The sequence below is a fragment of the Nonomuraea sp. NPDC051941 genome (assembly GCF_044593615.1).
On record NZ_JBIUCF010000032.1, the window covers coordinates 78,818 to 101,667 of the forward strand.

Consider the following 22,850-nt stretch of genomic DNA (forward strand, 5'->3'; position numbering starts at 1 on the left):
GAACCATGCACGTCACACGTCAGCGCATCACCAAGAGCCACCGCCGGCTCTTGGCGTGGCGTTCCAGCCGCCGGGCCCGCGTCGCAGTCGCGGGCTCCGTGGCCATCGCCGTCACCGGCGGCGGCATGGCCTACGCCTCCACCGAGGGGTTCGACTCCAACCTGGTCGGAACCACGTACAAGGACGGCCTGCAGCTCGCCAGTGACCAGATCGTGAAGTCGATCGGCCGCCGCCTGCTCGTGGACAACGGCAAACTGCTGGCCTCGACCATCAGTCCGGACGGCCGCTTCCTCGCCGCCCTCACCAACGACCGCTCGATCGCGCTGACCATCGTCGACCTGCGGACGTACAAGGTGTTGCAGCAGGCGGGCACCGCCGCGACCGCCGGGGTGCGCATCTCCGGCAACGACGTCGGCCAGGAAGGTCCCGCGTACTCTCCCGACGGTAAGACCCTGTGGTTGCCGCAGATCAACGGCTTCAACCGCTTCCCTGTCAACGCCGATGGAACCCTGGGCCAGCCGACGTTCATCACCATCGCCGCGCAGGGCGCCATGAAGGCGCTGCCCGCACAGGCGGTCTTCTCCACCGACGGCACGACCGTGTACGTCGCCGTCAACGGCCAGAACCGCGTCGTGGCCATGGACGCGGCCACCGGCGCGATCCAGCGGAGCTGGACAGTGGGCACGGCGCCACGTGGCCTGGCCATGGCCGGCGGCAAGCTGTACGTCAGCAACGAGGGCGGCCGCCCGGCCAAGCCCGGCGAGGCGACGATGAACTCCTACGGCACCCAGGTGCCTGCCAACCTCGTCACCGGCGCGACCACCACCGGCACCGTCAGCGTGATCAACATCGCCGATCCCGCGGCCGCGGTCACCTCCATCGACGTGGGACTACACCCGACCGCGCTGCACGCCGCCCGCGGCGCCCTGTTCGTCACCAACACCTTCGACGACACGGTCTCGGTCATCGACACCGCCCGCGACCGGGTCGTCCAGACGATCGCCACCCAGCCGTGGCCGCAGTCGCAGGTCGGCTACGCCCCCAGCGGGGTGACCCTGACCAGGGACGGTCACCTGCTCGTCACTCTCGGCCGGGCCAACGCGGTCGCCGTCTACCGCTACACTCGCCCGCAGGAGCCCGTCAGGTACGTCGGCCTGCTCCCGATGGATTACTACCCGGCGGAGGTGACCACCGTCGGCGACGAGGTGATCGTCACCAACATGCGCGGCATCGGCGAGCGCGGCCCGACCCGCACCATCGACAAGGGGCCGGGCACCGTCCCGGCGACCGGCCACAACACCCACGACTCCACCGGCACGCTGCTCCGCTTCAGGCTGCCCGACGACCGGGCGATCGCCAGGTCCACGGCCACGGTTTTCGCCCAGAACGGCTGGGGCAAGCACGATGTCAGGCAGGCCGAGGCGGACAAGCAGCATCCCGTCCCCGTCCCCAAGCGCCTGGGCGACCCCTCGACGATCAAGTACGTCTGGCTGATCGTCAAGGAGAACCGGACCTACGACCAGATGTTCGGCGACGATCCGCGCGGCAACGGCGACCCGTCGCTGGCGCAGTTCGGCGAGAAGGTCACGCCGAACCAGCACGCCATGGTCCGCCAGTTCGGCCTCTACGACAACACCTACGCCATCGGCACCAACTCCGCCGAGGGCCACAACTGGCTCATGCAGGCGGACAACCCCGAGTACACCGAGTCCAGCGCCGGGCTGTACCAGCGCAGTTACGACACCGAGGACGACGCGCTCGGCCACCAACGGTCCGGCTTCCTGTGGACCGGCGCCCAGGCCGCAGGCAAGACGGTGCGCAACTTCGGCGAGTTCACCATGTTCGAGACCGTGCCTCCGGGCGCGACGTGGCAGGGTTTCTACTGCGACGCCAAGAACATGGCGGCCACCGGCCAGGACACCACGATGAAGACCGACACCCAGTCGCCGATCCCGTCGCTCAACGCGGTCACGGTGCACGAGTATCCGAAGTACGACCTGAACATCCCCGACGTCTACCGGTACGAGATCTGGAAGCGCGACTTCCAGACCAACGGCCCCGCCAACCTCAACATGATGTGGCTGTCCAGCGACCACACCGGCGGACCGCCGAACTCGGTGGCCTCGGTCGCCGACAGTGACCTGGCCACCGGCAGGATCGTCGACACCATCTCGCACAGCCCGTACTGGAAGGAGTCCGCGATCTTCGTGATCGAGGACGACACGCAGAACGGCGTCGACCACGTCGACGGCGCTCGCGGACCCGTGCAGATCATCAGCCCCTGGGCGCAGCACGGCAAGGTGGACAGCACCTACTACACGCAGATCACCGTGATCCGCACCATCGAGCAGATCCTCGGGATCCAGCCGATGAACCAGAAGGACAGCGCCGCCACCCCGATGAGCCGGGCTTTCACCAAGAAGCCCAACTACACCCCGTTCAACGTCGTGCCCAACCAGGTGCCGCTCACCGACGGCCTGGCGACCCCACCGGCCTGCGGCAACGACAGTGGGACCCCCACCGCGGCGACTGCTGTGTCCTCCGACAAGCAGGACGCCATCGATAAGTGGACTGCCTGGCAGAAGGACCAGCACTTCACCGGGCCGAAGGCGATCCCCGACTACGCCAGCCCCGCGCTCATGGACCACTTCACCTGGTACCAGGCACATAACTGGGACACCCCCTACCCCGGCGAGACCAGAATCCTCACCCCGGTCGAGGTACCAGGCGGCTTCCTGCCATCACCCGAACGCGACGGTTGACCTACGCCGAACGGCGACAGCCTTGCCACCCGCAGCGGCGGGTACGGAGTCGTATGTTGCCGTACCCGAACGGCCCTAACGTCGCCTTCCCGGCGGCGGCTCCACGGAGGCGTCACGTCGGGGACATGCGGAACTTTGGTCACGCCGATGTGCAACAACCGATCGCGGGCTCGCAACATGCACGCGTCGCGGCGAGACCGGGACCGGCACGAAGCTGGTCGCATGATCGGAAACGATGGTGGAGGAAACGTGACATCAGGTAGCAGGCGTATGGTCCGAGGGCTGGCGATGGTCGTTCTGACGGCCTGCGCGGGCTTGACGCTGCTGGCGGGGCAGGCCAGCGCGACACCGAGGATCATCAAGACGTACCCGCTGACCACCGCGGGCATGAGGGCCTGCCAGATTGATCTCAAGACCGCTCCGAGCGGCTACTACTGCGGGCGCGCGTACAGCGTGTACGCCCTCATGGTGGGCACCTGACGCGGTAGCCGGGCGACGGCGGCAGGCGGCGCAGGCCTTTGCCGCATGGAGCACGTGCCGGGTCAGCGGCCTGCCGAGTCCTGGTACGTGCGGCCGATACCGGGTTCCCCGGACAGCAGAACCGCCGGGTCCCGCGAGGGAAGGCCGGCATCGACCGTGGAGACGTTCTACATGGCAGAGGCGGGGATGCTCGCGGTGACCGTGAAGCCTCCCTTGCCGTCGTCTCCCGCGCTGAAGGTGCCGCCGAGCAGGGTCACCCGGCGGTCGAGGCCTGTCAGCCCCATCCCGGAGCCGGCGCCGATCAGCGCGGGGTCGGTGCCGCGCTGGGCAGGCTCGTTGCGTACCTCGACGTCGGCCCGATCGCCGGGGTAGGCGATGATGACGGTGACCGGCGCGCCGGGAGCGTGCTTGCGGGCGTTGGTGAGCGACTCCTGCACCACCCGGTAGACGGCGCGGGCGACGACCGCGGGCACCGTGCCGGGATCGCCTTCGACATGCAGGGCCGCGTCATCGGCGGCGGCCAGGGTGGCGAGGTCGCCGCCGGTGTCGTCGTCGGGGCGTCCGGCGGGCACGGACCGGGATCCTGTGGTCACCACGCGGATGAGGTCGTGCAGTTCGGTGAGGGTGCGGGTGCCGACCTGCCGGATCTGCTCCGCCGCGACGCGGGCGTCGCCGTCGCGGGTGGTGACGCGGAGCGCGTCGGCATGCAGGACGATCTCGGTGACGTGGTGGGTGACGATGTCGTGCAGTTCAGCGGCCAGGCGCCGGCGTTCGGCGCTCTCGGCCTGCTCGGCGAGCAGGCGGCGCTCGGAGTCGGCGAGCTCGGCCCGCTTGCGCAGCGACCGGACGAGCTCGCCGCGGACCTTGAGGTAGAGGGCGACCAGCGCGGGCAGCGCGGTGGACGACAGCGCCACGTACAGCGTTTCCCACGAAGGAGACCAGATCGGGATCGCCGGCAGCGCCAGGACCGCGGCGTAGGCGAACGCCTGCCGCCAGGTCAGCAGAACGACCAGGAACGACACCACGATCGGGGCCGCCACGGGCGTCACGAACAGGTCGCCCTGCGGCGTCATCACGCCCGGCGCCAGGCCGGCGCCGGCGGCGAGGACCGTCGTGACCGTGAAGGCCAAGGCCCCCACCGTCCGTGGGAAGCGGACCACCAGCGGCAGGGACGCGTCGAGCAGGAGATTCATCGTCAGCTCGGCGAAGGAGCCGGCGCCGCGGTCGGACACCCCGGCCGCGTACAGAACGATCTGGAGGACGGCGAGCAGCCCGGCCGCGCCGAAGGCGGCCACGAGCATCACCCTCCGGTCGCTGACGATCAGCTCCGGGCGTGAGAACCGTCGCGGTATGCGCACGGCGGGCACCTCACAACGCGGTCGGGGTTCAGCCGGGCTCGTCGAGGAGCCCGGCCTGGTGGGCGAGCAGGGCGGCCTGCGTACGGTGGGTGAGATCCAGCTTGGCCAGCAGCCGGGAGACGTAGCTGCGCACGGTCGTCTCCGACAGGAACAGCCGCTGCGCGATCTCGGGGTTGGTGAGCCCCTCGCCGAGACAGGCCAGCACCTCGCGTTCGCGCTCGGCCAGCGTGGCCACCTGCGCCTGCGCGCTGCCGCGCCGCCCGTCGCCTCGGGACGACTGCGCGATCAGCCTGCGCGCCGCGCTCGGCGACATCACGACGTTCCCATCGGCCGCCACCTTGACCAGGTTGACGAGCTCTTCGGCCGGGGTGGCCTTTACCAGGAAGCCCCCGGCTCCGGCCTCCAGGGCGCCGAGCACGTGCTCGTCAGAGTCGAACATCGTGAGCGCGATGACCGCGGGCGGCGCGGCCAGCGCCGCGATCTCCCTCGTCGCGGTGATGCCGTCCACCCCCGGCATCCGCAGGTCCATGAGCACCACGTCAGGCCGGTTGCGCAGGACCTCCTCGACCGCTTCGGCCCCGTCCCGCGCCTCGCCGACCACCTCGACCTCCGTGCTGGAGCCGAGGATCGCCGTCAGATGCCGGCGCACCATGGGGTCATCGTCGGCCAGTAGAACCCTGATCACGCCTGCACAGTCTGCCATGCGTCATCGCGCGGCGTGATGCCCGGCCCGTGCCGGGCCGGGCATCATCACCGGTGGTCAGCCGCCGAGCCCGCGCCAGAAGGCGCATCGGTGCTCACCGCTCACGTCGGCCGGGCCGATGCCGCCCTGGCCTGCGGGCTTCAGGCTGAGCACGGTCCGGCCGGGCGGCGTGAACGCGTGCCAGGCGGGTGCGCCGGCGGCCTGGGGCTTGCCGGTGTGGGCGAAGGACGTCCAGTAGCCGATCATCTGCTCCGCCAGCCGCCACTGCTCCGGCGCGAGCCCGTCCCATCGCTTGCCGTCCAGGTCGAACAGGTAGGGCAAGTCGCTGGCGTGCTGGGCGCCCAGCGGGAAGTCGGAGGGGGTGCCGAAGAGGTTCGGGGCGTTGGCGTCGGCGAACTCGTAGGCGTACACCGTGGTGCGGGCGGCCATTGCCTCGTCGGCCTCCAGGGTCGGGCAGGCCCAGGCGCGGTCGCCGCTCACTGTAGCCCAGGCCTGGCCGGGGGAGGAGAAGGCGGTCAGCGGATATTCCTTCAGCACCTTGTCGGCCTGCTCGCCGAACGCGTTCTTCATCAACGTCGGGTAGTTCTCGGCGGTCACCGGGATTCCGGCCTGCGCGGTGCCGGCCACGAAGCCGTTGCCCTCGCTCTTGGTGCCGCCGGAGATCACCGGCACGCGCAGGAACTTGCCCGTGCGCAGCGCCTTCACCGGGTCGAGTGGCAGTAGCGGCGTGCCGTGGGCGAGGGAAGTGCCGAAACTCTCGTTGACCTTCATCAGCTCGGAGACCGGCTTCGAGCGCAGGCACTCCAGCTCCTTGCCCGCTGCGCAGCCGAGCCGCTTGGCCGCGGCCAGGCTGATGTCCCGGCTGGCCTTCAGCGATGGGTACGGCGTGAACGGCGCCATGTCCGGAACCGGGACGTAGGTGCCGGTCGGCCAGTTGAGCGTGCACGTCCCGGACTGCATGACGGCCTTGTCGATCAGGCCGCGCGCGGCCGGAGAGGTGAGCAGCGCGCAGGTGCTGATCCCTCCGGCGGACTGCCCGAACAACGTCACGTTGTCCGGGTCGCCGCCGAAGGCCGCGGCGTTGCGCTGCACCCATCTCAGGGCCTCGAGCTGGTCGGCCAGCCCGAACGTGCCCGAGCCGGGCAGCCCCGGTAGGGCGAGGTAGCCGAACGCCCCGAGCCGGTAGTTGGGCGTCACCACGATCACCTCGCCCTGGCCGGCCATCCGCCGGGCGTCGTACATGCTGCCGTAGCCGTCGAGAAAGCCACCCCCGTACAGCCACACCATCACCGGCAGCCGCTTGCGCGAGGGCTTGGCCGGCGCGGTGACATCAAGGAACAGGCAGTCCTCCACGCCGGCCTGCCTGCCCCCTTCCTCCTGGAGGCACGGACGGCCGGGCCTGGTGGCGTCGGCCACCCCCCGCCACGACGCGACCCGCACCGGCTCCTTCCACCGCAGCCTCCCCACCGGCGGCTGCGCGTAAGGAATTCCCGAGTATGTCCTGACCGTGCCGTCGTCCGAACCCCGGATCCGGCCCGAGTCCAGCTTCACGACCGACGGCCGCGCCTTCAATGCCGCCTGTTGCTGCGCGGCGGCCGGCGTGACACTCGCGGTCATCGCCAGGCAGCCACCGGTGACCAGGGCGAGAAGCCGCCGGGTCGACGGCCCTGCCCATGATATTTTTCCGATCATGCGGCCAGTTTCGTGTCCGCGCCGGGCCCGCCGTGACGGGTGAACGTTGCGGGCTCGCGATCGCTTGTTGCGCGTCGGTGCGACCAAAGTTCCGGCGGTTGTCGCGCGTCGGCATCACCAAAGACTCGGCAGCGTCATCGGAGCGGGCTCTTGTCCTTGAGGACGTAGCCACCCCGGATCACCGGTGCGTCGGGGGCAGGGGCCATGCACTTGGTCAGCGGCGCCTCTCCCGGCGCCGTCGCCCCAGACAGCCCTTGCGCTTCACCAGATCCTCCCACGGGCCGCCCGGGATGGCTCGGCTCGGACGAGGGGTCCCGTGACGGTCGCCGCGGGGCCGCCGGTGGTCAGGCAGCCGACCTCGAGCTCACCCAGTTCACCTGGCGCGGCTTCCCCGGCTTCTCGACGGCGTGCTGGATGCGGAACGTGCCCCAGGCCCGAGTGGGGAAGGCTGAGCTGTTCGCGCGGGGAGAGGCTCGCCGCGGCGGCCGGGTCACGGTCGACCAGCGTTTCGCCGGGTTCGCTCAGGCCGGCGGCCGTACTCTCACGATCTCCGGATACCGGATCACCATTGACGGACGCGTCGCAGCCACCCATGCTGAAAAGGCCAGCTGTCGGTCGTCGCGACGCGATCGCCCCTCGTCGTGCTGCCAGACGGTCTCCGGGTCCCACAGGTCGCCGAGTAGGTCCATGAGCCGCATGACCGCGGCGTTGCTGCCATCATCCAGTACAGCCTGAGCTGGGGTTCGCCACGGCAGGGATCGGGGTTCCCGCTGTGCCCACCACCTTTTGTCGTACTGGCGTGGGAGCATGACGTCATGGCGACCTCAAAACAGCCGGTGACGGTCCCGACTGACGCCAGCGTGGACGATTTCCTGGCCGCAGTCTCTGACGAACGCCGGCGGGCCGACGCGGAGCGCCTCTGCGCGATTCTGTGCGAGGTGACCGGTGAGCCTGCAGTGATGTGGGGCCCCAGCATCGTGGGCTTCGGCAGCTACCGCTACACCTACGCGAGTGGGCGCACGGGTGACTGGCCCTTGGCGGGCTTCTCGCCGCGCAAGCAGCATCTCGTCGTCTATTTGGTGGGTGGGTTCGAGGAGCGGCACGCATCAGTGCTCGCCCGGCTCGGTCCGCACAGGACCGGAAAGGGATGCCTCTACCTGAAACGGCTCGACGACGTCGACGAGAGCGCGCTGCGCGAGCTCATCGACCGCACGGTGCGGGTGCACAAGGGTGTCGACCGGGCCACCGCCCGCAGTCAGCAGCGGTAGCTCATGACTCCGGGCTGAGTTCCTACTCTCAGGAAGGGGAGGCAGGGGCGGCATGATGATCGGCCGCGCTCCTCCGCCTGGCCTACCTGACCGTAACGAACGCCTTCGCCGCGCTGCGGTTGCCGCCGATGGGCGATCGGGACAAGGACGTCGAGATCCTTGCCCTGCGCCACCGGATCACCGTTCTTGAACGACAGCTCGGCACTGACACCAAGGTGAGACTCGTGCTGGAGGACAGGGTCTTCCTCGCCGCTCTCCTGGCATCGTCGCCGTGCGAGGTTCTGTGCCGGCTGCGGCTTCTCGTTCAGCCGGATACCGTCCTGCGCCGGCATCGCGATCTGATGCGACGGCGTCATGCCCGTACCTGTCGGCCGAGGCGACGTGGGCGCCCGGCCACGGTCCGCTCCATCCGCACTCTCATCCTGCGCCTGGTTCGGGAGAATCCGGCTTGGGGATATAGGCGAGTACACGGCGAACTCACCACGCTCGGCAACAAGCGCGATTTCATCGTTACCATCACCTTGAGCGGGCGGCGCCCGCTCTCATAGACGAGATCGTCGCCGAGGTCGGCACCAAGACCGTGCTCACCGGTATCCGAATGCCGCGAATGAACTCGATCATGGAACGGTGGGTGCAATCGTGTCGCCGCGAACTTCTCGACCGCTGCCTGCTGTGGAATGAACGCCATCTGCGCCACGCCCTGCGCGAGGGCGAGGCCTTCGCGGCCGCTGCGGTGGTGCCTGTCACCGCAGGTCGGCGTCTCGGTGAGAGTCAGCAGCGACGCCGCAGGCCGCCACGGTGAGGAACACGGTGAGGCACGCCGTGAGGGCCAACACGCGGCGCACGGCTGGGTCCGGGAAAGGGCATGGTGGGAGCCGTGGCGAGCGCGCGGCACCGGCGGCGGAGTCGTGGATGCTTCGGGCGTGCCTCCACGGCAAGGCAACGTACCCGGTAAGACGCCGGGGCCGCGCGCGTTTCACCCCATGGGCGTGCCGCGCGGATGGCCGTCACGCGAACGGCGTCAGGAACTCCCGTGGCTTGAGCGCGCGGCCGACGATTCGCACGTCGCCGATCCACCCGTAGTAGCCCTGCCCGTACGCCAGCGCGAACTGCGTGCCGCCGATGGCGAACGGCCGGCCAAGGGTCGAGATGCCCTTCGACGGCTGGGACGGGTTGCGGGCGATCCTCGACCCGTCCACGTACACCACCGTGCGGTGAGCGTCGTTGACCACCGCCACGTGCATCCAGCGGCCCACCGGGAGGGCGTGGCTCCACGAGGTGGGGTCGGCGTCGCGGTCGGTGGGGTAGACGACGTACTGCAGGAACCGCTCGGGCGACAGGTTGAGGCTGCACGTGGGTTCGTCGGGCGACCAGCCGCTCGACTTGCCGGCGTCGCCGCTGCGGCCCTCCCAGCTCAGGATGCCCATCCAGGCGTGGTCGCCCTCGAACGGCTCCGGCAGCTTGACGAACGCCTCGATGGTGTAGCCGGACTCGAACTTCATGGCGTTGATGGGTGCGTTCGCCGCCGACCTGAGCACCGCCCCGCGGTCCGGGTTCTTGCCGCCGTCGAAGCGGAGGCTGGCGTGGGCGGGCTGGCCCTCGTGGTGCTCGGCCGACCACCTGAGCGTCTCGGGGGCGCTGGCGTGCAGCAGCTCCATGGTCAGGTCGTTGCCGCCGCCCGTCAGGTCCCGGGCGACGGCCCCGGCCGGGACGACCCCGCCGTCCGTGCCCGCCACAGCCAGGCCCTCGGCGTCGAACCTCCAGTACGCCACCGTGCCCTTAGGCATCACCGCCTTGGCGGGCCTGGACGGGGGCGTCGGGCGCGGGGCGAACCCGGCGAAGCGCTCATCGAAGTCGATCTCGATGCTGAAGCGGTCGACGGGGCCGGTCAGCTCCAGATGCTCGGCCTCCAGCGGGGTGCGCTCGTCTGGGTCGCGGGCCAGCAGCCAGGGCGACAGCGTCTCCACGTCAACCACGTTGCGGACGAGGTCGAAGGCGTAGAGGCGGATCATGCCCGCGCCGCCGTAGTAGCGGTCCTGGTAGTTGGCGATGTGCACGTGGACGTCGTGGCCGGCGTCGTTCTTCAGCACCGTGCGGCCGGGTGGCCAGTAGTGGCCGTTGAGCGTCAGGAAGATCTGGTCGTTGCGCTTGATGAGGCCGTCCCACAGCCGCTGCCCGTACTGCGACAGCGCCGCCACGCCGTCGTCGCCCGCCCAGGCCAGGTCGTGCGTGGTGAGAATGGCGGGCAGGGTCCGGTTGGCGTCGATGACGCCCTGCGCCCACTGCAGGCCCATGTCGGAGATGCGCCAGTCGAGGGCGAGCACCAGCCACTTCCGGCCGCCCGCGTCGAGCACGTGGTAGCTGTTGTAGCCGTCGGGCGAGGCGCCCCGGAACGTCGACATCCGGGCGTACCTAGAGGGGCCGAACGCCTTGAGGTAGGCGGTGTCGCCGCGCTGGTCGTCGGTGCCCGAGTTCACGTCGTGATTGCCGGCCAGGACGCTGTAGGACAGGCGGCCGTCCAGCGACTTGAACGCGTCGGAGGCCAGGCCGAGCTCCTCCTCGGTGCCGTGTTCGGTGACGTCGCCGAGGTGCGTCATGAACGCGATGTTCCGGCTTTCGCGCTCGCCGGTGAGGAAGCGGAACGTCTGGCGCACGGGGGCGGGGTCGGAGCGGTCCTCGTCGAACAGGTACTGCGTGTCGGGGAGCACGCCGATGGTGAAACGCGGGTTCTCGCGGTCGAACCGGCCACCGCTGGTGGCCGCTTGCGCGGGGGCTGCGCCGATGAGGGTCCCGGCGGCGGGGGCGGCGAAGGCCGCCTGCAGCAGGGCCCGGCGGCCGAGGGAGGGGTGAGGCATGTCAGCACCTTGATCGTCGCACGTGGCGCGGTGGTGCCCCGGGCGGTAACGCTCACCTTCCTCCGGGGAAACCTTTCACCCCAGGCTCGCGCGCCCGATTCCGGCCCCGTTCCGGCCACACTCCCGACCCCAGCCGGCCGGGCACGGCGCGCGTCCAATCAAGGCCTTGCTCAGGCGGCTCCGCTACGTCCCGCCCCGGATCCGATCACCGATCTGGGCGCAATCGTCAACCTGAGCGTACGCAGACGAGACCGCCTCGGCGGAGTCCTCCACGAGTACGCACATGCCGCTTGAACTGCGTGGATGGGGTTTCGGCAGGCGCAGTGTCGACCGGACTACGGATAGCAAGCGATCTTTATACGGACGGGTCGCAGCGCCGCCGCGAGATAGCGCGCGGGTGATGGTGCGCTCACTGCGCCGGACGCCGGCAAGACCGGCGCGCCCGCTACCGCGGCACCCGCAAGAACCTTTTCGACCTCCGACGCATCGCAGTTGTCCACAACCTTCACGTCATCGCCCGACAGCAAGACGGCTACAGCCTCGCGTCCTAACGATTACCTGACCGGTTCTCTAGGGGGAGGCCGGGCCGAGGCTCCATCCGGTGACGTTGCCCTTGACGTCGCCCGCGGCCAGCCAGGACTCCCCGTCGTCCTCGGCGATCACCACCGAGTAGACGCGCCCACCGGGAGACTTCAGCGGGTCGCCGAGTTGCTTGCCACTGCGCAGGTCCCAGACGCGGATGGTCCCGTCGAAACCGCCGGAGGCGACGACCGCGCGGCCCTTCACCCTGCCCACCGCCAGGCAGGCGACCTCGGCGGTGTGGCCGGAGAACGAGGTCTGCTCCCGGCCGTTGCGCAGGTCCCAGACGCGGATCTTGCGGTCGGAGCCGCCGCTGATGCCCACCGGCGCGCCGTCCATCACGGTGGTCGCCACAGCGAAGACGTCACCGCTGTGGCCGTGGAAGGTGGCGCCCAGAGCGCCGGTCTCCAGGCTCCACACCCGCGCGGTGTCGTCGGCCGACGCAGTCACCGCGAACGGGTGCCCGTCCATTGTGCCGGTCGCGACACCGAACACCGGGTCGCCGCCCGCCGCCTTGGGCTGGGGTCCGGAGTCCTTGCCCGTCTTCGGGTCCCACACGTGGACCTTTCCGGCCTCGTCGCCGCTGACCAGGACCGTCTTGCCCGACACCCGCGCCGGGGCGATCGCGTAGACCATGTTCTGGTGGCCTTTGTAGGTGGGGCCGAGCGGCTCGCCGCTCTCCGCGCCGGAGACGATGACGGCGCCATTCTGCAGCCGCCTGAACGTGGCCGCCTGCCCGTCTACTTCGCCCACGTCGATGGCAGCGTTTGTCTCCTCGCCGCCGGAGTTCTTCAGCTTGGCGAGTTCGCTGGGGAGCGTGTCGAATTTCCACACCTTGGCCACCCCCTTGGTGCTGCCGGCCAGCACCGCGCGCTGTCCGGCGTAGATGCTTACCGCCAGGGTGTTCACCTCTTCGCCGAGGGTGACCTTTGCCACCCTCCTGCCGTACGGCTGGGCGGCGACGCTGGTCGTCGCCGTCGATATGTCCGTCGCCGCCAAGGGCGTGGGTGTTGATGGAGAGTCGCTCGCTCCCCACCGCGGGGCCAACACAATCACGCTCACGAGTACCGCCACGGAGGTGACCGAGCCCACCACCAGGAGCTTGGACCGCTTGCGGCGTGGGTCTGTGGTGTGGGCGGCGGGTGGCGTTCCGGGAGCGGGTGTCCCGGCGAGCCCGGCGAGGGGCGGTCCTGCTGACGGCATGCCGGTAGAAGGCGTCCAGGCGGGTGTCACTCCGGCCGGAGGAGCTTCCGCTGGTGGAGCTGCGGCCGGAGTGACACCGACGGGCTTGGTCACGATCTGGCCGTGACCGAGGAGGAGGTGCAGGACCTCGGCTGCCGTGGGACGTTCCGGCGGCGCCTTGGCCAAACAGCGGGAGAGAACGGCGCGCAGGGGCTCGGGGACGCCGTCCAGATCCGGCTGGGCGTTGAGGATGCGGTACATTACTGCAGGCAGTGTGTCCTGGCCGAAAAACGGGCGCCCGGTTGCGGCGAAGCCCACGGTCACCGCCCAGCTGAACACGTCGGATGCGGGCTGCGCCGGCTCACCGTGGATCATCTCGGGAGCCATGTACGCCGGGGTGCCCACCGAGCCGCCGGTGGCGGTCATGTCGATCGCGCGCGCGATGCCGAAATCGATCACCCGGGGGCCGTCGGAGCCCAACAGGACGTTCGACGGCTTGAAGTCGCGGTGGACGATCCCGGCCCGGTGGATGGCCGCCAGTGCGGTGGCCGTGCTGACCGCGATGCGATCGAGCGCGCCTCCGGACCTGGGTCCGTGCTCGCGGACGGAATCCTCCAGTGACGGGCCGTCAACGAACTCCGACACGATGTAGGATCTGTCGCCGTCTACCGCCACGTCCAGCACGCGGGCTGTGCAGAACGCCGCCACCCGCATGGCCGCGTCCACCTCGCGTAAGAAACGCCCGCGCGCCTCGCTCCTGCTCGCCAGCCTGGCATGCAGCACCTTGATCGCCACGCGCTCGCCCGAGGCACGCTCGGCCAAGTAGACCACGCCCTGCCCGCCCTCACCGAGGCCCCCAACGATGCGGTAGTCACCCAGCTGGGTCGGCTCGCCAGCTTGCAGGGGGCGGAACATAGTTCCCGACGATACACGTTCAGCAGATCAACGGCGATTGCGCACGTTCACATCCCCCAGGAGCGTAGAGGTCAAGCCGCAACGGATGGTGTGTAGTGCATTGGCGCGGCTACTGCCTGCACCCGGTCGCCTGCGGCTGTTCGTAATCGATCCCTGGACCAGGCTGCTCCGCTACGAGCCCTGCCGGCCCTGATCGCAGCCGGTATCAAGGTCACCCGCCGCGATCGCCTCGGTGGACTGATCCGCGAGTATGCGCAGGCCACATAGGGTGGCTGACTTTCCGGCACCCACACCGTCCCGCCGTGGATGAAGAAGGCCAGGTACACGCGCCAGGCAGGCTGACGAGGCCGGCCCCGCAGGATTTGCCGCATGCAGTTGTAACAACTATCGTTACGACCAGAACCGAGGGGCGAGGGAGGTGGAGTCCGACGTGAGTGCCAACAGCAGACTGACCATCGCGGCGCACGTCCTGACATGGATCGGGCTGTATCAGCGGCGTGGCCACGAGGTCGCCACCTCCGAGCAGATCGCGACGAGCGTCAACACCAACCCGGTGGTGATCCGCCGCCTGCTGGGCGAGCTGCGCAAGGCCGGCCTGGCCGATTCACGGCGGGGTGCGGGGGCGGGCTGGATGCTCGCGCGGGACCTGGCGGCGATCACCCTGCTCGACGTCTACGAGGCGATCGAACCGGGACCGATCTTCGCCTTGCATCGCGCGACGCCGGACCCCGAGTGCGTCGTGGGCCACGGCATCGGGCCGGCGATGACCGCCGTGTACGACGATGTGGAGGCCGCCCTGCGCAGCGAGCTGGCCAAGACCACGCTGGAGGACGTGCTGCGGGACGTCTTGAAAGCCGCCTGACCTCGGACCGTCGACTTCCCCTGGTCGAGGGGGTCGCATCCCGTGCATCGTCGATGTAACCAACATGGTTACATCAAGAAATTGGAGAGTCTCATGGGACAACTGAACGACAAGACCGCCCTCGTCACGGGCGCCTCCAGCGGCATCGGCCTGGCGATCGCCCGCCGTTTCGCCGCCGAGGGCGCGACCGTCTACCTGACCGGGCGCCGCAAGGCCGCGCTGGACGCCGCCGTCGCGCAGGTCGGCGCCCGAGGCATCGCCATCCAGGGCGATGCCTCGGACCTCGGCGACCTCGACCGGCTCTTCGCCGAGATCGCGAACCGCAGCGGCCGCCTGGACATCGTGGTGGTCAACGCCGGGGTCGGGGACTACGGCCCGCTCGGCGCGATCACCGAGGAGGAGTACGACCGCACGACCTCGATCAATCTCAAGGGCACGGTCTTCACTGTCCAAAAGGCGCTGCCGCTGCTGACGGCCGGCGCCTCGGTGATGCTGCTTTCCTCCAGCTCGGCCCTGCGGGCCGTCCCGGGCCTGGGCGTCTATGCCGCCACCAAGGCCGCGATCCGCAGCCTCGCCCGCACCTGGGCCGCCGAGCTGGCCGGCCGCGGAATCCGCGTCAACGCCCTCACCCCCGGCCCTGTCGAGACCCCGGGCCTGGACGAGCTCCTCGCCGCTTTCCCGTACGGCGATCGGCCCACCGCGGCCGAGCTCGCCCCACCGACCCCGCTCGGCCGCGCCGGCCATCCCGACGAGGTCGCCGCCACCGCCCTCTACCTGGCCGGCGACCAAAGCACGTTCACCACCGGCGCGGAACTGTTCGTCGACGGCGGCGCCACACAGCTCTAGGCGCCACATCGGGGACGCGGGACGCATTCGACGATCCCGGGCGTCTGAGCCGCGTACTCGCGACCGTCGTCAGGGCAACGGCTTCGACACAACAAGGAGTGAGTCATGAAGAGCGTGGTCCACTACCGGGCGGGCGATGCGGCAGCCCGATCCCCGGCACCAGGACGGCAACCAGGTCGTCTTCCTCGCCGGTGACGACGAGAGCGCCAAGCCCCCTTCACACGGTTGCTGACCGAATGCGGGTTCGCGCCGGTCGACCGCGCTGCACGAAGGCGGGGCGCTCATGCAGCTCGGCGGGCCGCTGAGCGGCAAGCACTTCCTGTTCCAGGGCTGAGGCCCGACCGGCACACCTCATACGAAAGAAAGGCAAAGGACAAGGACGATGGCAACGGATACTCAGACCTCGCGGACGGTGGCCGAGAAGTTCGTGGAGCGCCTCGGCAGGCAGGACCCCGACGGCATCCAGGAACTGTTCGCCGAGGAGATCGACTGGTACGTCCCCGGCAGTGACGCGCTGCCCTGGACCGGGCGCCGTACCCGCCGGGAGGAGGTCGCGCCGTACTTCACCACGATGTGGCCGCACTTCGCGCACGGCAGGAGCAAGGTCGTGCTGGAGCGCGTCATCGTCGACGGTGGTGACGTGGTGCTGCTGGCGGTCTTCACGCACACCGTCGTGGCCAGCGGGAAGGAGTTCACCACACCGGCGGCCATGCACCTGATGGTCGAGGACAACCGGATCGTCCGCATGCACCTGTACGAGGACACGCTGACCGTCGAGGAGGCGTTCAACGCCGGCTGAGTGGAGAGTGCTCAGGGGCCCCGTGGCCCAGGGCACATGGCGGCCAGGATCTCGCGTTCGCCGAGTTTCGGGCTGGCCGGCGCCCACAGGATCGGCATCCCGGAGGGGGTGCAGACCAGATACAGAGCCCAGTGCCGTGCGGCACCGCCGTATCGGCGACAGGCAGCACGGCCGGCGGAGTTCAGCGCCGGGCGTCACCAGGTGCGAGGAGGCTGGTCATCTCGGCGTTGGCCTCCGGCGAGGGCTTGAAGTTGCGGCGGACGTTCTCGGCCTTCTTGTGCCGGGACTCGGCCATCGGCATCAGCTCGAAGGCACCCTGCTCGCCGAGGTGGGTGAGGCCGGAGGCCGGTACTCGTGTAGGTCCCAGCCGGTCCCCGGACCCGCGAGGGCGGTGTGCTGGTCGAGCAGGGCAGCAGCCGGGCGGTGCCGGCGTCCCAGAAAACCGTCTCCAGCACGTAGTCGGCGCCGCGGTGGCGGGTTGTCGGAGGGGACGACCTCCTCGGACACCGGCCGCGAGATGGGGTCCTCCTCGGCCGCTAACCGCTCGCGGATCTGCTCTACGCGCTCTCGGATCACCGGCTCCTGCCGCGCGAGTTCCTCGGGCAACGATTTCATCGCGACCGGCTCCACCCCGCGCGGCAAGACGTCCCCGCCCATGGCCCCTCAACGTCCCGAGTCAACTGGTCCCCGGAGGGGCAGGGCCACGCCCGTCGTGGATTCGGATGCGGGATGATATCCGGCCTGGCAGCATGACGCAGTGCTCATGGACGGCGACCGATGGGACTTCGGCGATGGTGGCGGACTCGTACCTGGTGTTGACCCCTCCGGTGCAGGGGCCTGACCTTGTGAACGACATTGATGATCTATTGGTGGATCTCGAGGAGCAGGAGGGAATCGACCTCACCTACGACGCGCTGGTACCGCGCACCGCGCATGTGATCGAGCATCGGTACCGGGACCCGGATGGGACCGTGTGGCTGTCCGTGGCGAACGACAGCAAAACGCCGGTGGACTACCTCATGCTCACTGCTCCGGGCGAGACTCTGGACCGGATGGCCGCCTTTCTGAAGATGCGGCTGCCCGTGGCGAGCTTCGAAGATCTTCGGTCTCGTGCACGAGAACGAACGGAATCGGATCACGGCGCACTGGTACGGATGGCCATCGCAGCCGAGGAACCGGATCAGGAGTCGATCGCCCTCATCCGGCAGGCCTTGCACAGTTCAGACGACAACCTGACGCTGGCCGCGATCGAGGCGGCCTGCCTGACCGGCTGGCTCCACTTCCTGGATGAGCTGGTCGCCCTCTATCGCCGGCATTCCGAATCGGAGACCCGTGCGCTGGCCGGTCGGGCAGTGCAGGCGCTGATCGGGAGAAACCCCGAAGGGTCGGAACGGCATCCAGTCAAGCGATAACGCCTGTGTTCCCTGAGTCCTCTCTCACTGTTGTGACCCCTGGACCAGGGCTTCTTCCCCGGAATTCGCGGGGGTCAGAGAGAACTGGAACGGAACCCGGCCGTACCCATGAGTCGCGAGACGGGTGCCGGGCGGAGGCTCCGGATCGGTGGGCTATGCACATGGAGCGCCCGGTGCATGGAGACATGCAAGCCGGAGACGGCCCGGCTTTCCGAGCGACCGGTCGCGCCGGAAATGTCTATCGAAGGTGTGACGCATCCGTAGGCTGGTCCGCGACAGGCTCGGCACATGAACATCACACGCGCTCTGGCCGCGGCAGTCACGCTGGTGGTCCTCTGCCAGTCTGCCGCCACAGCCGCTGCCCGGGAAGGCACTCTGAGCTGGGGTGACTGCCCGGGAGGGGGCGGGGCCGCGGGCATGCGCTGCGCCACAATGCGGGTTCCGGTGGACTGGTCGAAGCCCGGCGGCCGCACGATCGAGCTGAAGCTGGGCCGGCTGGCCGCCACCGGATCCCGCCCGGCCAAGGGGACGGTGCTGGCGAACTTCGGCGCGGGCGCACCGGGGATCGCCTACCTTCGCGACGTGCCAGGCGTGTCGACCGCGTTCACGCAACTCCGGCAGAACATGGACATCGTCACCTGGGACCCGCGCGGCTACACCAACGGCTACAGTACGCACCTGCCCTGCCAGATCAAGAGCAAGACCGATCCCGAGCTGCCTGACGATCAGGCGGGATTCGACAGAATCGCGGCCGGCAACCGGGCGGACGCCGCCCCTTGCCACGATCCCGATCCCCAGCTGTTCGACAGCATCGGCTCGGTCACGCACGCCCGCGACATGGAGGCGATCAGACGCGCCCTCGGCGAGTCAAAGATCAATCTCTTCATGGGCTCGTACGGCGGCACCTTCGGGCAGGCGTACGCTCACCTGTTCCCGAAGCGCATCCGGACCATGGTCCTGGACGGGACAGGCAACATGAGCGATCCGGAAAAGGAGAATGCGGCCCGGGCGCGCGACAGCGAGCGGCGGCTGCGGCGATTCATCGCGTGGTGCGCGGACGAGCCCTCCTGCGTGCTGCGGGGCAAGGACGTACCGCGCCTGTGGCAGGATCTGGTGGCGCAGGCGGACCGCGTACCGCTCCAGCCCGGCGGCTTCGACGGCGTCAAACTGCAGGACTACCTCGGACAAGCGCTGATCTCCCAAGGACCCGAGCGGTGGCCGGCCATCGCCGGGGCCATCGCCGCCGCCGGACGTGACGACGCGTCCAAGTTCGCCGCCTTCCCCGCGCTCGGTGGACCGAACCCGGACGTCATCGCGTGTCAGGACATGCCGCGACCTGCCGGCTATGCCGCGCTGAAGGCTGCCATGAAGCGGCTGCGCGCCGTCGCGCCCAACACCGGGACGGGTGGCACGACGGTGACCAGGCTTCGCTGCCTCGGCTATCCATCGCCGGTGACCTTCCCTGCCGGGCCGCTGCCCAAGACCGTGCCGCCGCTGCTCGGCGTGGGCACCTGGGTCGACTTCCCGGGCACGGAGCGGGCCGTCCACCAGGTACGGGGAAGCCGGACGATCTACCATGACGGGCCGGGCCACGAGATCTACCTCTCGGGCAACGCCTGCGTCACGGAGAAGGTGAACGCGTACTTCGTCGACAAGATCCTCCCTGCTCCCGGGACCGAATGCTGATGCCCGGATTTGCCCTGGCAGGCGGGTGTGGCCCAGGGTGAGCCGCATGCCACCTGAGCACAGAGGCCGGCTCCGGACGTTCCCCATGCCAGCAGGCACCCGTCGCCTGCCGCAGCCCACCCGCCTACCGGCGGACGGGAGCCGCCGCCCGCGAAGGTGGCGGCTTCTGCCGGTGATCCCGGGCATCCGGTCGATGGCTGCGGATGCCCTGCTGGCGCTCGCCTCCGCGATCGCCGTCTACGCGGCGGCGAGCTGGGAGCGGGCACTGTGGGACCTGAGTGGGGCGAGCGGAGGAGTTACTGCGCCGCCCGTGCCAGGTGGGCCGGGCGTGGGCATTCCACTGGTGCTGGCCGCCTTCAGCGTGGGCGTGGCCGTGCCGCTGGCGCTGCGACGCCGGTTCCCGGTGAGCGTGGCGCTCGTCTCGGTAGCGGTGGCACTGCTCGGCACGGGGGTGCCTGGATGGTCGGGGCGGCTGGTGGCGGCCGTCGCGCTCTGCTCGGCCACCTATCATCGGCCACGGCAAGCCCCTGTCCTGCTTCTCCTGTCCGTGGCATCGACACTGACGCCGATCTTGTTCGCCACCCCGCTCCCGGGCGGCGCCTGGCCACCCGGGTTCCCGGCCCGGGTCAGCCCCACGCCCCTGGCACAGGGCGTGCTGATCGCCGTCGCGCCGATCGCTGTCGGATACGCGTTGCACCTGCACCGGGAACGTGCCGAGCAACAGGTCCTGCTGCACCAGGCCCAGGCCGCCCGGGTCGTGGCCGAGGAACGGGCCTGGATCGCCAGGGAGATCCACGACGCCGTCGGCCACCACCTGACCGCGATCCGCATGCAGGCGAACGCCGCCCGCCACGTCCTGCCCGACGCGCCTCCACCGGCCGCACGCGCCCTCGGCACCGTGGCGGATCTGTCCGCCTCCGCGTTGCGCGACGTACGCCTCCTCCTGACGGCGTTGCGCGACGAACACCGGCCCACCGGCGTCACCCTCGCCGACGTACCCGCACGGCTGGCGCGTCGAGGCCGTCCTGCCCACCCACAGCGGAGGATGACATGACGATCCGGATACTGATCGCCGACGACCAGCCCGAGGTCCGCTCCGCGCTGCGGCTCGTCCTCGACGCCGAGCCGGACATCGACGTGGTCGCCGAGGCGGGCGACGGGTCCCAGGCCGTGCGCGCGGCTCACCGGCATCGACCCGACGTCGTCATCATGGACATCCGCATGCCGCGCATGGACGGCCTGGCCGCCATCGAAACCCTCACCGGCGCGGATACCGTGCCCACGATCATCGCCCTGACCACGTTCGACCTCGACGAGTACCTGTTCGGCGCGCTCCAAGCAGGAGCCGCCGGCTTCCTGCTCAAGGACACAGACCCGCGCCTGCTGCTCGACGCCGTCCGCGCGGCCCACCAGGGCCACGGACTCATCGATCCCCAGGTGACCAGACGGCTGATCCACCGCTTCGCCGCCCTCAGCCCCAAACCGGTCACCCCGGCGTTCGACCTGCTCACCGCCCGCGAGCGGGAAGTGCTCCACCGCCTGGCGCAAGGGCTCAGCAACGCCGAGATCGCCCGGGAACTCTGGATCGAGGAGGGCACGGTCAAGACGCACGCCAACCGCATCCTCGCCAAGCTCCGCCTGCGCACCCGCGTACACGCCGTGATCTACGCCCACCAGCATCGCCTCTGACCCCCGTACGGCACGTCGCACCGGAAGAACGACAGCACGCCACGGGTGTCGGCCGCCTTGGCCCGGAAGGTGATGAGCGCGCGTGTCTCCCGTAGCTCAGGACGGTCCGCGCAGGCGGGCGGCCAGCTTGGTCAAGCTCCGGGCACTCAGCTCGGCCAGTCTGGCCCGGACCAGGATCAGGCTCGTCTTGCCGGCACGGCGGGTCTCGCGGCCGAAGCGGTGCAGTTCCCGCTGGGCTTCGGCGCGGCGCAACTCGGCGGCGCGTCGTACCTGACGGTGTTCTTTTCGGGTCTGTGCGGACATGATCGGCCTCTTTCAGCTCTGCGACCGGCGCAGGCCGGTCTGGTCCAGGTAGGTCTCGATGTCGGCGGGATCGGTGCTGGTCAGGGCGATGTAGCCGTCCGGCCGGATGAGCACCCAGTCGCCGGGTGACAGGTCGTACGCCTGGCGCAGGTGGCCGCCGTCGTCGACGAGGTCACCGCGCTTGCCGGTGGTGTGGATGCTCAGCCCGGCGCGCGGGGCCGGGACGTCCGGCACCTCGTATCCGATGAGGGTCCAGCATGGGTGGGCCAGTAGCTGGAACAGCCGCACCGGCCGGCCGGCGGCGCCGGTGAGCGGGGCGTCGGGTGCCCGGTAGCCGGCCATCGGGCCGGGGCCGGTCAGCGGCGACAGCGGGTAGCCGAGGTCCAGCTGGTGGGCCTCGCGTCCGCGGCGCATCGCGCGGCGCTCGGCCTCGTCCAGCAGCCGGGTGGTCAGCCCGAGCACCGATTCGGCGATCGGCCGCCGCTCGGCCTCGTACGAGTCGAGCATCGCCTCAGGCGCCCCGCGCAGCACCGCGGCCAGTTTCCAGGCCAGATTGTAGGCGTCCTGGATGCTGGTGTTCAGCCCCTGGCCGCCGGTCGGCGGGTGCACGTGCGCCGCGTCCCCGGCCAGGAAGACGCGCCCGCTGCGGTAGGCGTCGGCCAGCCGGGCGCCCATCATGTACACCGACGCCCACCCCACCTCCCGCACCACGATGCCGCTGTCTCCGGTACGGTCGGTCAGCATCGCGGTCAGCCCGGCGGCCGACAGGTCCACCTCGCCCTCCAGCGGCAGGCCGCCCTGGCACTGGAACAGCTCGGTGCCGGCCAGCGGGCACATCGCGATCTGCCGTAGGGTGCCCTCGTTCCAGGTGTGCCAGACGTCGGCGGGCAGGCCGTCGGCGCGCACATCTGCCACGAACGCCCGGATGCCGAGGGATCGTCCTGGATAGCCGATTCCGAGCGCCTTGCGGACCACGCTGGACCCGCCGTCGGCGCCGACCAGGTAGCGGGCGGGCACCGTCGCCTCGCCGATCCGCGCGACCACCCCGCTGTCGTCGTGGTCGAAGCCAAGCAGTTCGTGGTCATAGCGTACGGCGTGTCCGAGTTCGGCCAGCCGCTCGCGCAGGATGGTCTCAGTGCGGAACTGCGGCAGCATCAGCCCATCCCGGTACGGCTCAGCCGGGGTCGGCTCCTGGTGCTCCATGATCCGCCGGTCGATCGGCCCGTCCTCGGCGTACAGGCGTTGCGGCGGGTACGGGCCGCCGGCGGCGACCATCCGATCCAGCACCCCCAGGTCTTCGAACACCTCCAGGGTGCGCGGCTGGATGCCCTTGCCCCGCGACCCGGCGAACGGCCGCGCCGCCTTGTCCACCAGCAGGACGTCCACGCCGCGCCGGGCCAGCTCGATGGCCAGCACCAGCCCGGTCGGGCCTGCCCCGGTAATGATCACCTCGGGCATG

At 69.9% G+C, this 22,850-nt stretch carries 19 protein-coding genes; 11 read left to right on the top strand and 8 right to left on the bottom strand.

The features are described from left to right. Positions 1 to 5: 5 nt before the first annotated feature. Positions 6 to 2,762 (top strand): bifunctional YncE family protein/alkaline phosphatase family protein, encoded by a 2,757-nt coding sequence (locus ACIHFD_RS41635; protein ID WP_397371614.1) that lies wholly within the window; start codon positions 6 to 8, stop codon positions 2,760 to 2,762. A 288-nt stretch (positions 2,763 to 3,050) separates the two neighbouring features. Continuing rightward, entirely contained in the window at positions 3,051 to 3,242 is a 192-nt protein-coding gene (locus tag ACIHFD_RS41640; protein ID WP_397371615.1) for a hypothetical protein, read from the top strand. Between the two features lie 167 nt (positions 3,243 to 3,409). Here the strand turns inward: ACIHFD_RS41640 and ACIHFD_RS41645 are convergent, their stop codons facing one another. The 3 genes from ACIHFD_RS41645 to ACIHFD_RS41655 form a co-directional block, all read right to left on the bottom strand. Continuing rightward, positions 3,410 to 4,600 (bottom strand): sensor histidine kinase, encoded by a 1,191-nt coding sequence (locus ACIHFD_RS41645; protein WP_397371616.1) that lies wholly within the window; start codon positions 4,598 to 4,600, stop codon positions 3,410 to 3,412. Positions 4,601 to 4,628: 28 nt separating this feature from the next. After that, a complete protein-coding gene (locus ACIHFD_RS41650; RefSeq protein ID WP_397371617.1) occupies positions 4,629 to 5,285 on the bottom strand; it encodes a response regulator in 657 nt (218 codons plus the stop codon). Positions 5,286 to 5,360: 75 nt separating this feature from the next. After that, positions 5,361 to 6,995 carry a carboxylesterase/lipase family protein gene (locus ACIHFD_RS41655; protein ID WP_397371618.1) on the bottom strand — a complete coding sequence of 545 codons (1,635 nt, stop codon included), beginning with the start codon at positions 6,993 to 6,995 and terminating at the stop codon, positions 5,361 to 5,363. 815 nt (positions 6,996 to 7,810) lie between these two features. Here ACIHFD_RS41655 and ACIHFD_RS41660 point away from each other — a divergent pair. Next, the gene (locus ACIHFD_RS41660) at positions 7,811 to 8,263 is read left to right on the top strand and encodes a DUF1801 domain-containing protein (RefSeq protein WP_397371619.1); all 453 of its coding nucleotides are present in this window, start codon (positions 7,811 to 7,813) and stop codon (positions 8,261 to 8,263) included. A 128-nt stretch (positions 8,264 to 8,391) separates the two neighbouring features. After that, positions 8,392 to 8,811, top strand: a complete 420-nt coding sequence (locus ACIHFD_RS41665) for a hypothetical protein (RefSeq protein WP_397371620.1) — start codon at positions 8,392 to 8,394, stop codon at positions 8,809 to 8,811. A gap of 459 nt (positions 8,812 to 9,270) precedes the next feature. Here the strand turns inward: ACIHFD_RS41665 and ACIHFD_RS41670 are convergent, their stop codons facing one another. After that, positions 9,271 to 11,118, bottom strand: a complete 1,848-nt coding sequence (locus ACIHFD_RS41670; protein WP_397371621.1) for a LamG-like jellyroll fold domain-containing protein — start codon at positions 11,116 to 11,118, stop codon at positions 9,271 to 9,273. Positions 11,119 to 11,688: 570 nt separating this feature from the next. Then, complete coding sequence (locus ACIHFD_RS41675) at positions 11,689 to 13,794, bottom strand: WD40 repeat domain-containing serine/threonine protein kinase (RefSeq protein WP_397371622.1); 2,106 nt, start codon at positions 13,792 to 13,794, stop codon at positions 11,689 to 11,691. A gap of 430 nt (positions 13,795 to 14,224) precedes the next feature. Between ACIHFD_RS41675 and ACIHFD_RS41680 the strand changes: the two genes are divergently transcribed. The 3 genes from ACIHFD_RS41680 (at position 14,225) to ACIHFD_RS41690 (ending at position 16,301) form a co-directional block, all read left to right on the top strand. Then, positions 14,225 to 14,656 carry an Rrf2 family transcriptional regulator gene (locus tag ACIHFD_RS41680; protein ID WP_397371623.1) on the top strand — a complete coding sequence of 144 codons (432 nt, stop codon included), beginning with the start codon at positions 14,225 to 14,227 and terminating at the stop codon, positions 14,654 to 14,656. 93 nt (positions 14,657 to 14,749) lie between these two features. Continuing rightward, positions 14,750 to 15,502, top strand: a complete 753-nt coding sequence (locus ACIHFD_RS41685; RefSeq protein WP_397371624.1) for an SDR family NAD(P)-dependent oxidoreductase — start codon at positions 14,750 to 14,752, stop codon at positions 15,500 to 15,502. Positions 15,503 to 15,884: 382 nt separating this feature from the next. Next, positions 15,885 to 16,301: a nuclear transport factor 2 family protein gene (locus ACIHFD_RS41690; RefSeq protein WP_397371625.1), complete on the top strand. Its 417-nt coding sequence runs from the start codon at positions 15,885 to 15,887 to the stop codon at positions 16,299 to 16,301. 300 nt (positions 16,302 to 16,601) lie between these two features. Here ACIHFD_RS41690 and ACIHFD_RS41695 read toward each other — a convergent pair whose 3' ends face one another. Further along, positions 16,602 to 16,916, bottom strand: a complete 315-nt coding sequence (locus tag ACIHFD_RS41695) for a hypothetical protein (RefSeq protein WP_397371626.1) — start codon at positions 16,914 to 16,916, stop codon at positions 16,602 to 16,604. Positions 16,917 to 17,146: 230 nt separating this feature from the next. Here ACIHFD_RS41695 and ACIHFD_RS41700 point away from each other — a divergent pair, with 230 nt between their 5' ends. The 4 genes from ACIHFD_RS41700 (at position 17,147) to ACIHFD_RS41715 (ending at position 21,088) form a co-directional block, all read left to right on the top strand. Beyond that, positions 17,147 to 17,713 (top strand): hypothetical protein, encoded by a 567-nt coding sequence (locus ACIHFD_RS41700; protein WP_397371627.1) that lies wholly within the window; start codon positions 17,147 to 17,149, stop codon positions 17,711 to 17,713. Positions 17,714 to 18,157: 444 nt separating this feature from the next. After that, a complete protein-coding gene (locus ACIHFD_RS41705) occupies positions 18,158 to 19,399 on the top strand; it encodes an alpha/beta fold hydrolase (RefSeq protein WP_397371628.1) in 1,242 nt (413 codons plus the stop codon). A gap of 193 nt (positions 19,400 to 19,592) precedes the next feature. After that, the gene (locus tag ACIHFD_RS41710; protein ID WP_397371629.1) at positions 19,593 to 20,453 is read left to right on the top strand and encodes a sensor histidine kinase; all 861 of its coding nucleotides are present in this window, start codon (positions 19,593 to 19,595) and stop codon (positions 20,451 to 20,453) included. Then, positions 20,450 to 21,088 (top strand): response regulator, encoded by a 639-nt coding sequence (locus ACIHFD_RS41715; protein WP_397371630.1) that lies wholly within the window; start codon positions 20,450 to 20,452, stop codon positions 21,086 to 21,088. The genes ACIHFD_RS41710 and ACIHFD_RS41715 overlap by 4 nt, the downstream gene beginning before the upstream one ends. A 96-nt stretch (positions 21,089 to 21,184) precedes the next feature. Here ACIHFD_RS41715 and ACIHFD_RS41720 read toward each other — a convergent pair whose 3' ends face one another. Further along, positions 21,185 to 21,391, bottom strand: a complete 207-nt coding sequence (locus ACIHFD_RS41720; protein ID WP_397371631.1) for a hypothetical protein — start codon at positions 21,389 to 21,391, stop codon at positions 21,185 to 21,187. 12 nt (positions 21,392 to 21,403) lie between these two features. Beyond that, on the bottom strand, positions 21,404 to 22,849 hold the full coding sequence (locus ACIHFD_RS41725; RefSeq protein ID WP_397371632.1) for an FAD-dependent oxidoreductase: 1,446 nt from the start codon (positions 22,847 to 22,849) through the stop codon (positions 21,404 to 21,406). Between the last annotated feature and the right edge of the window lies 1 nt (position 22,850).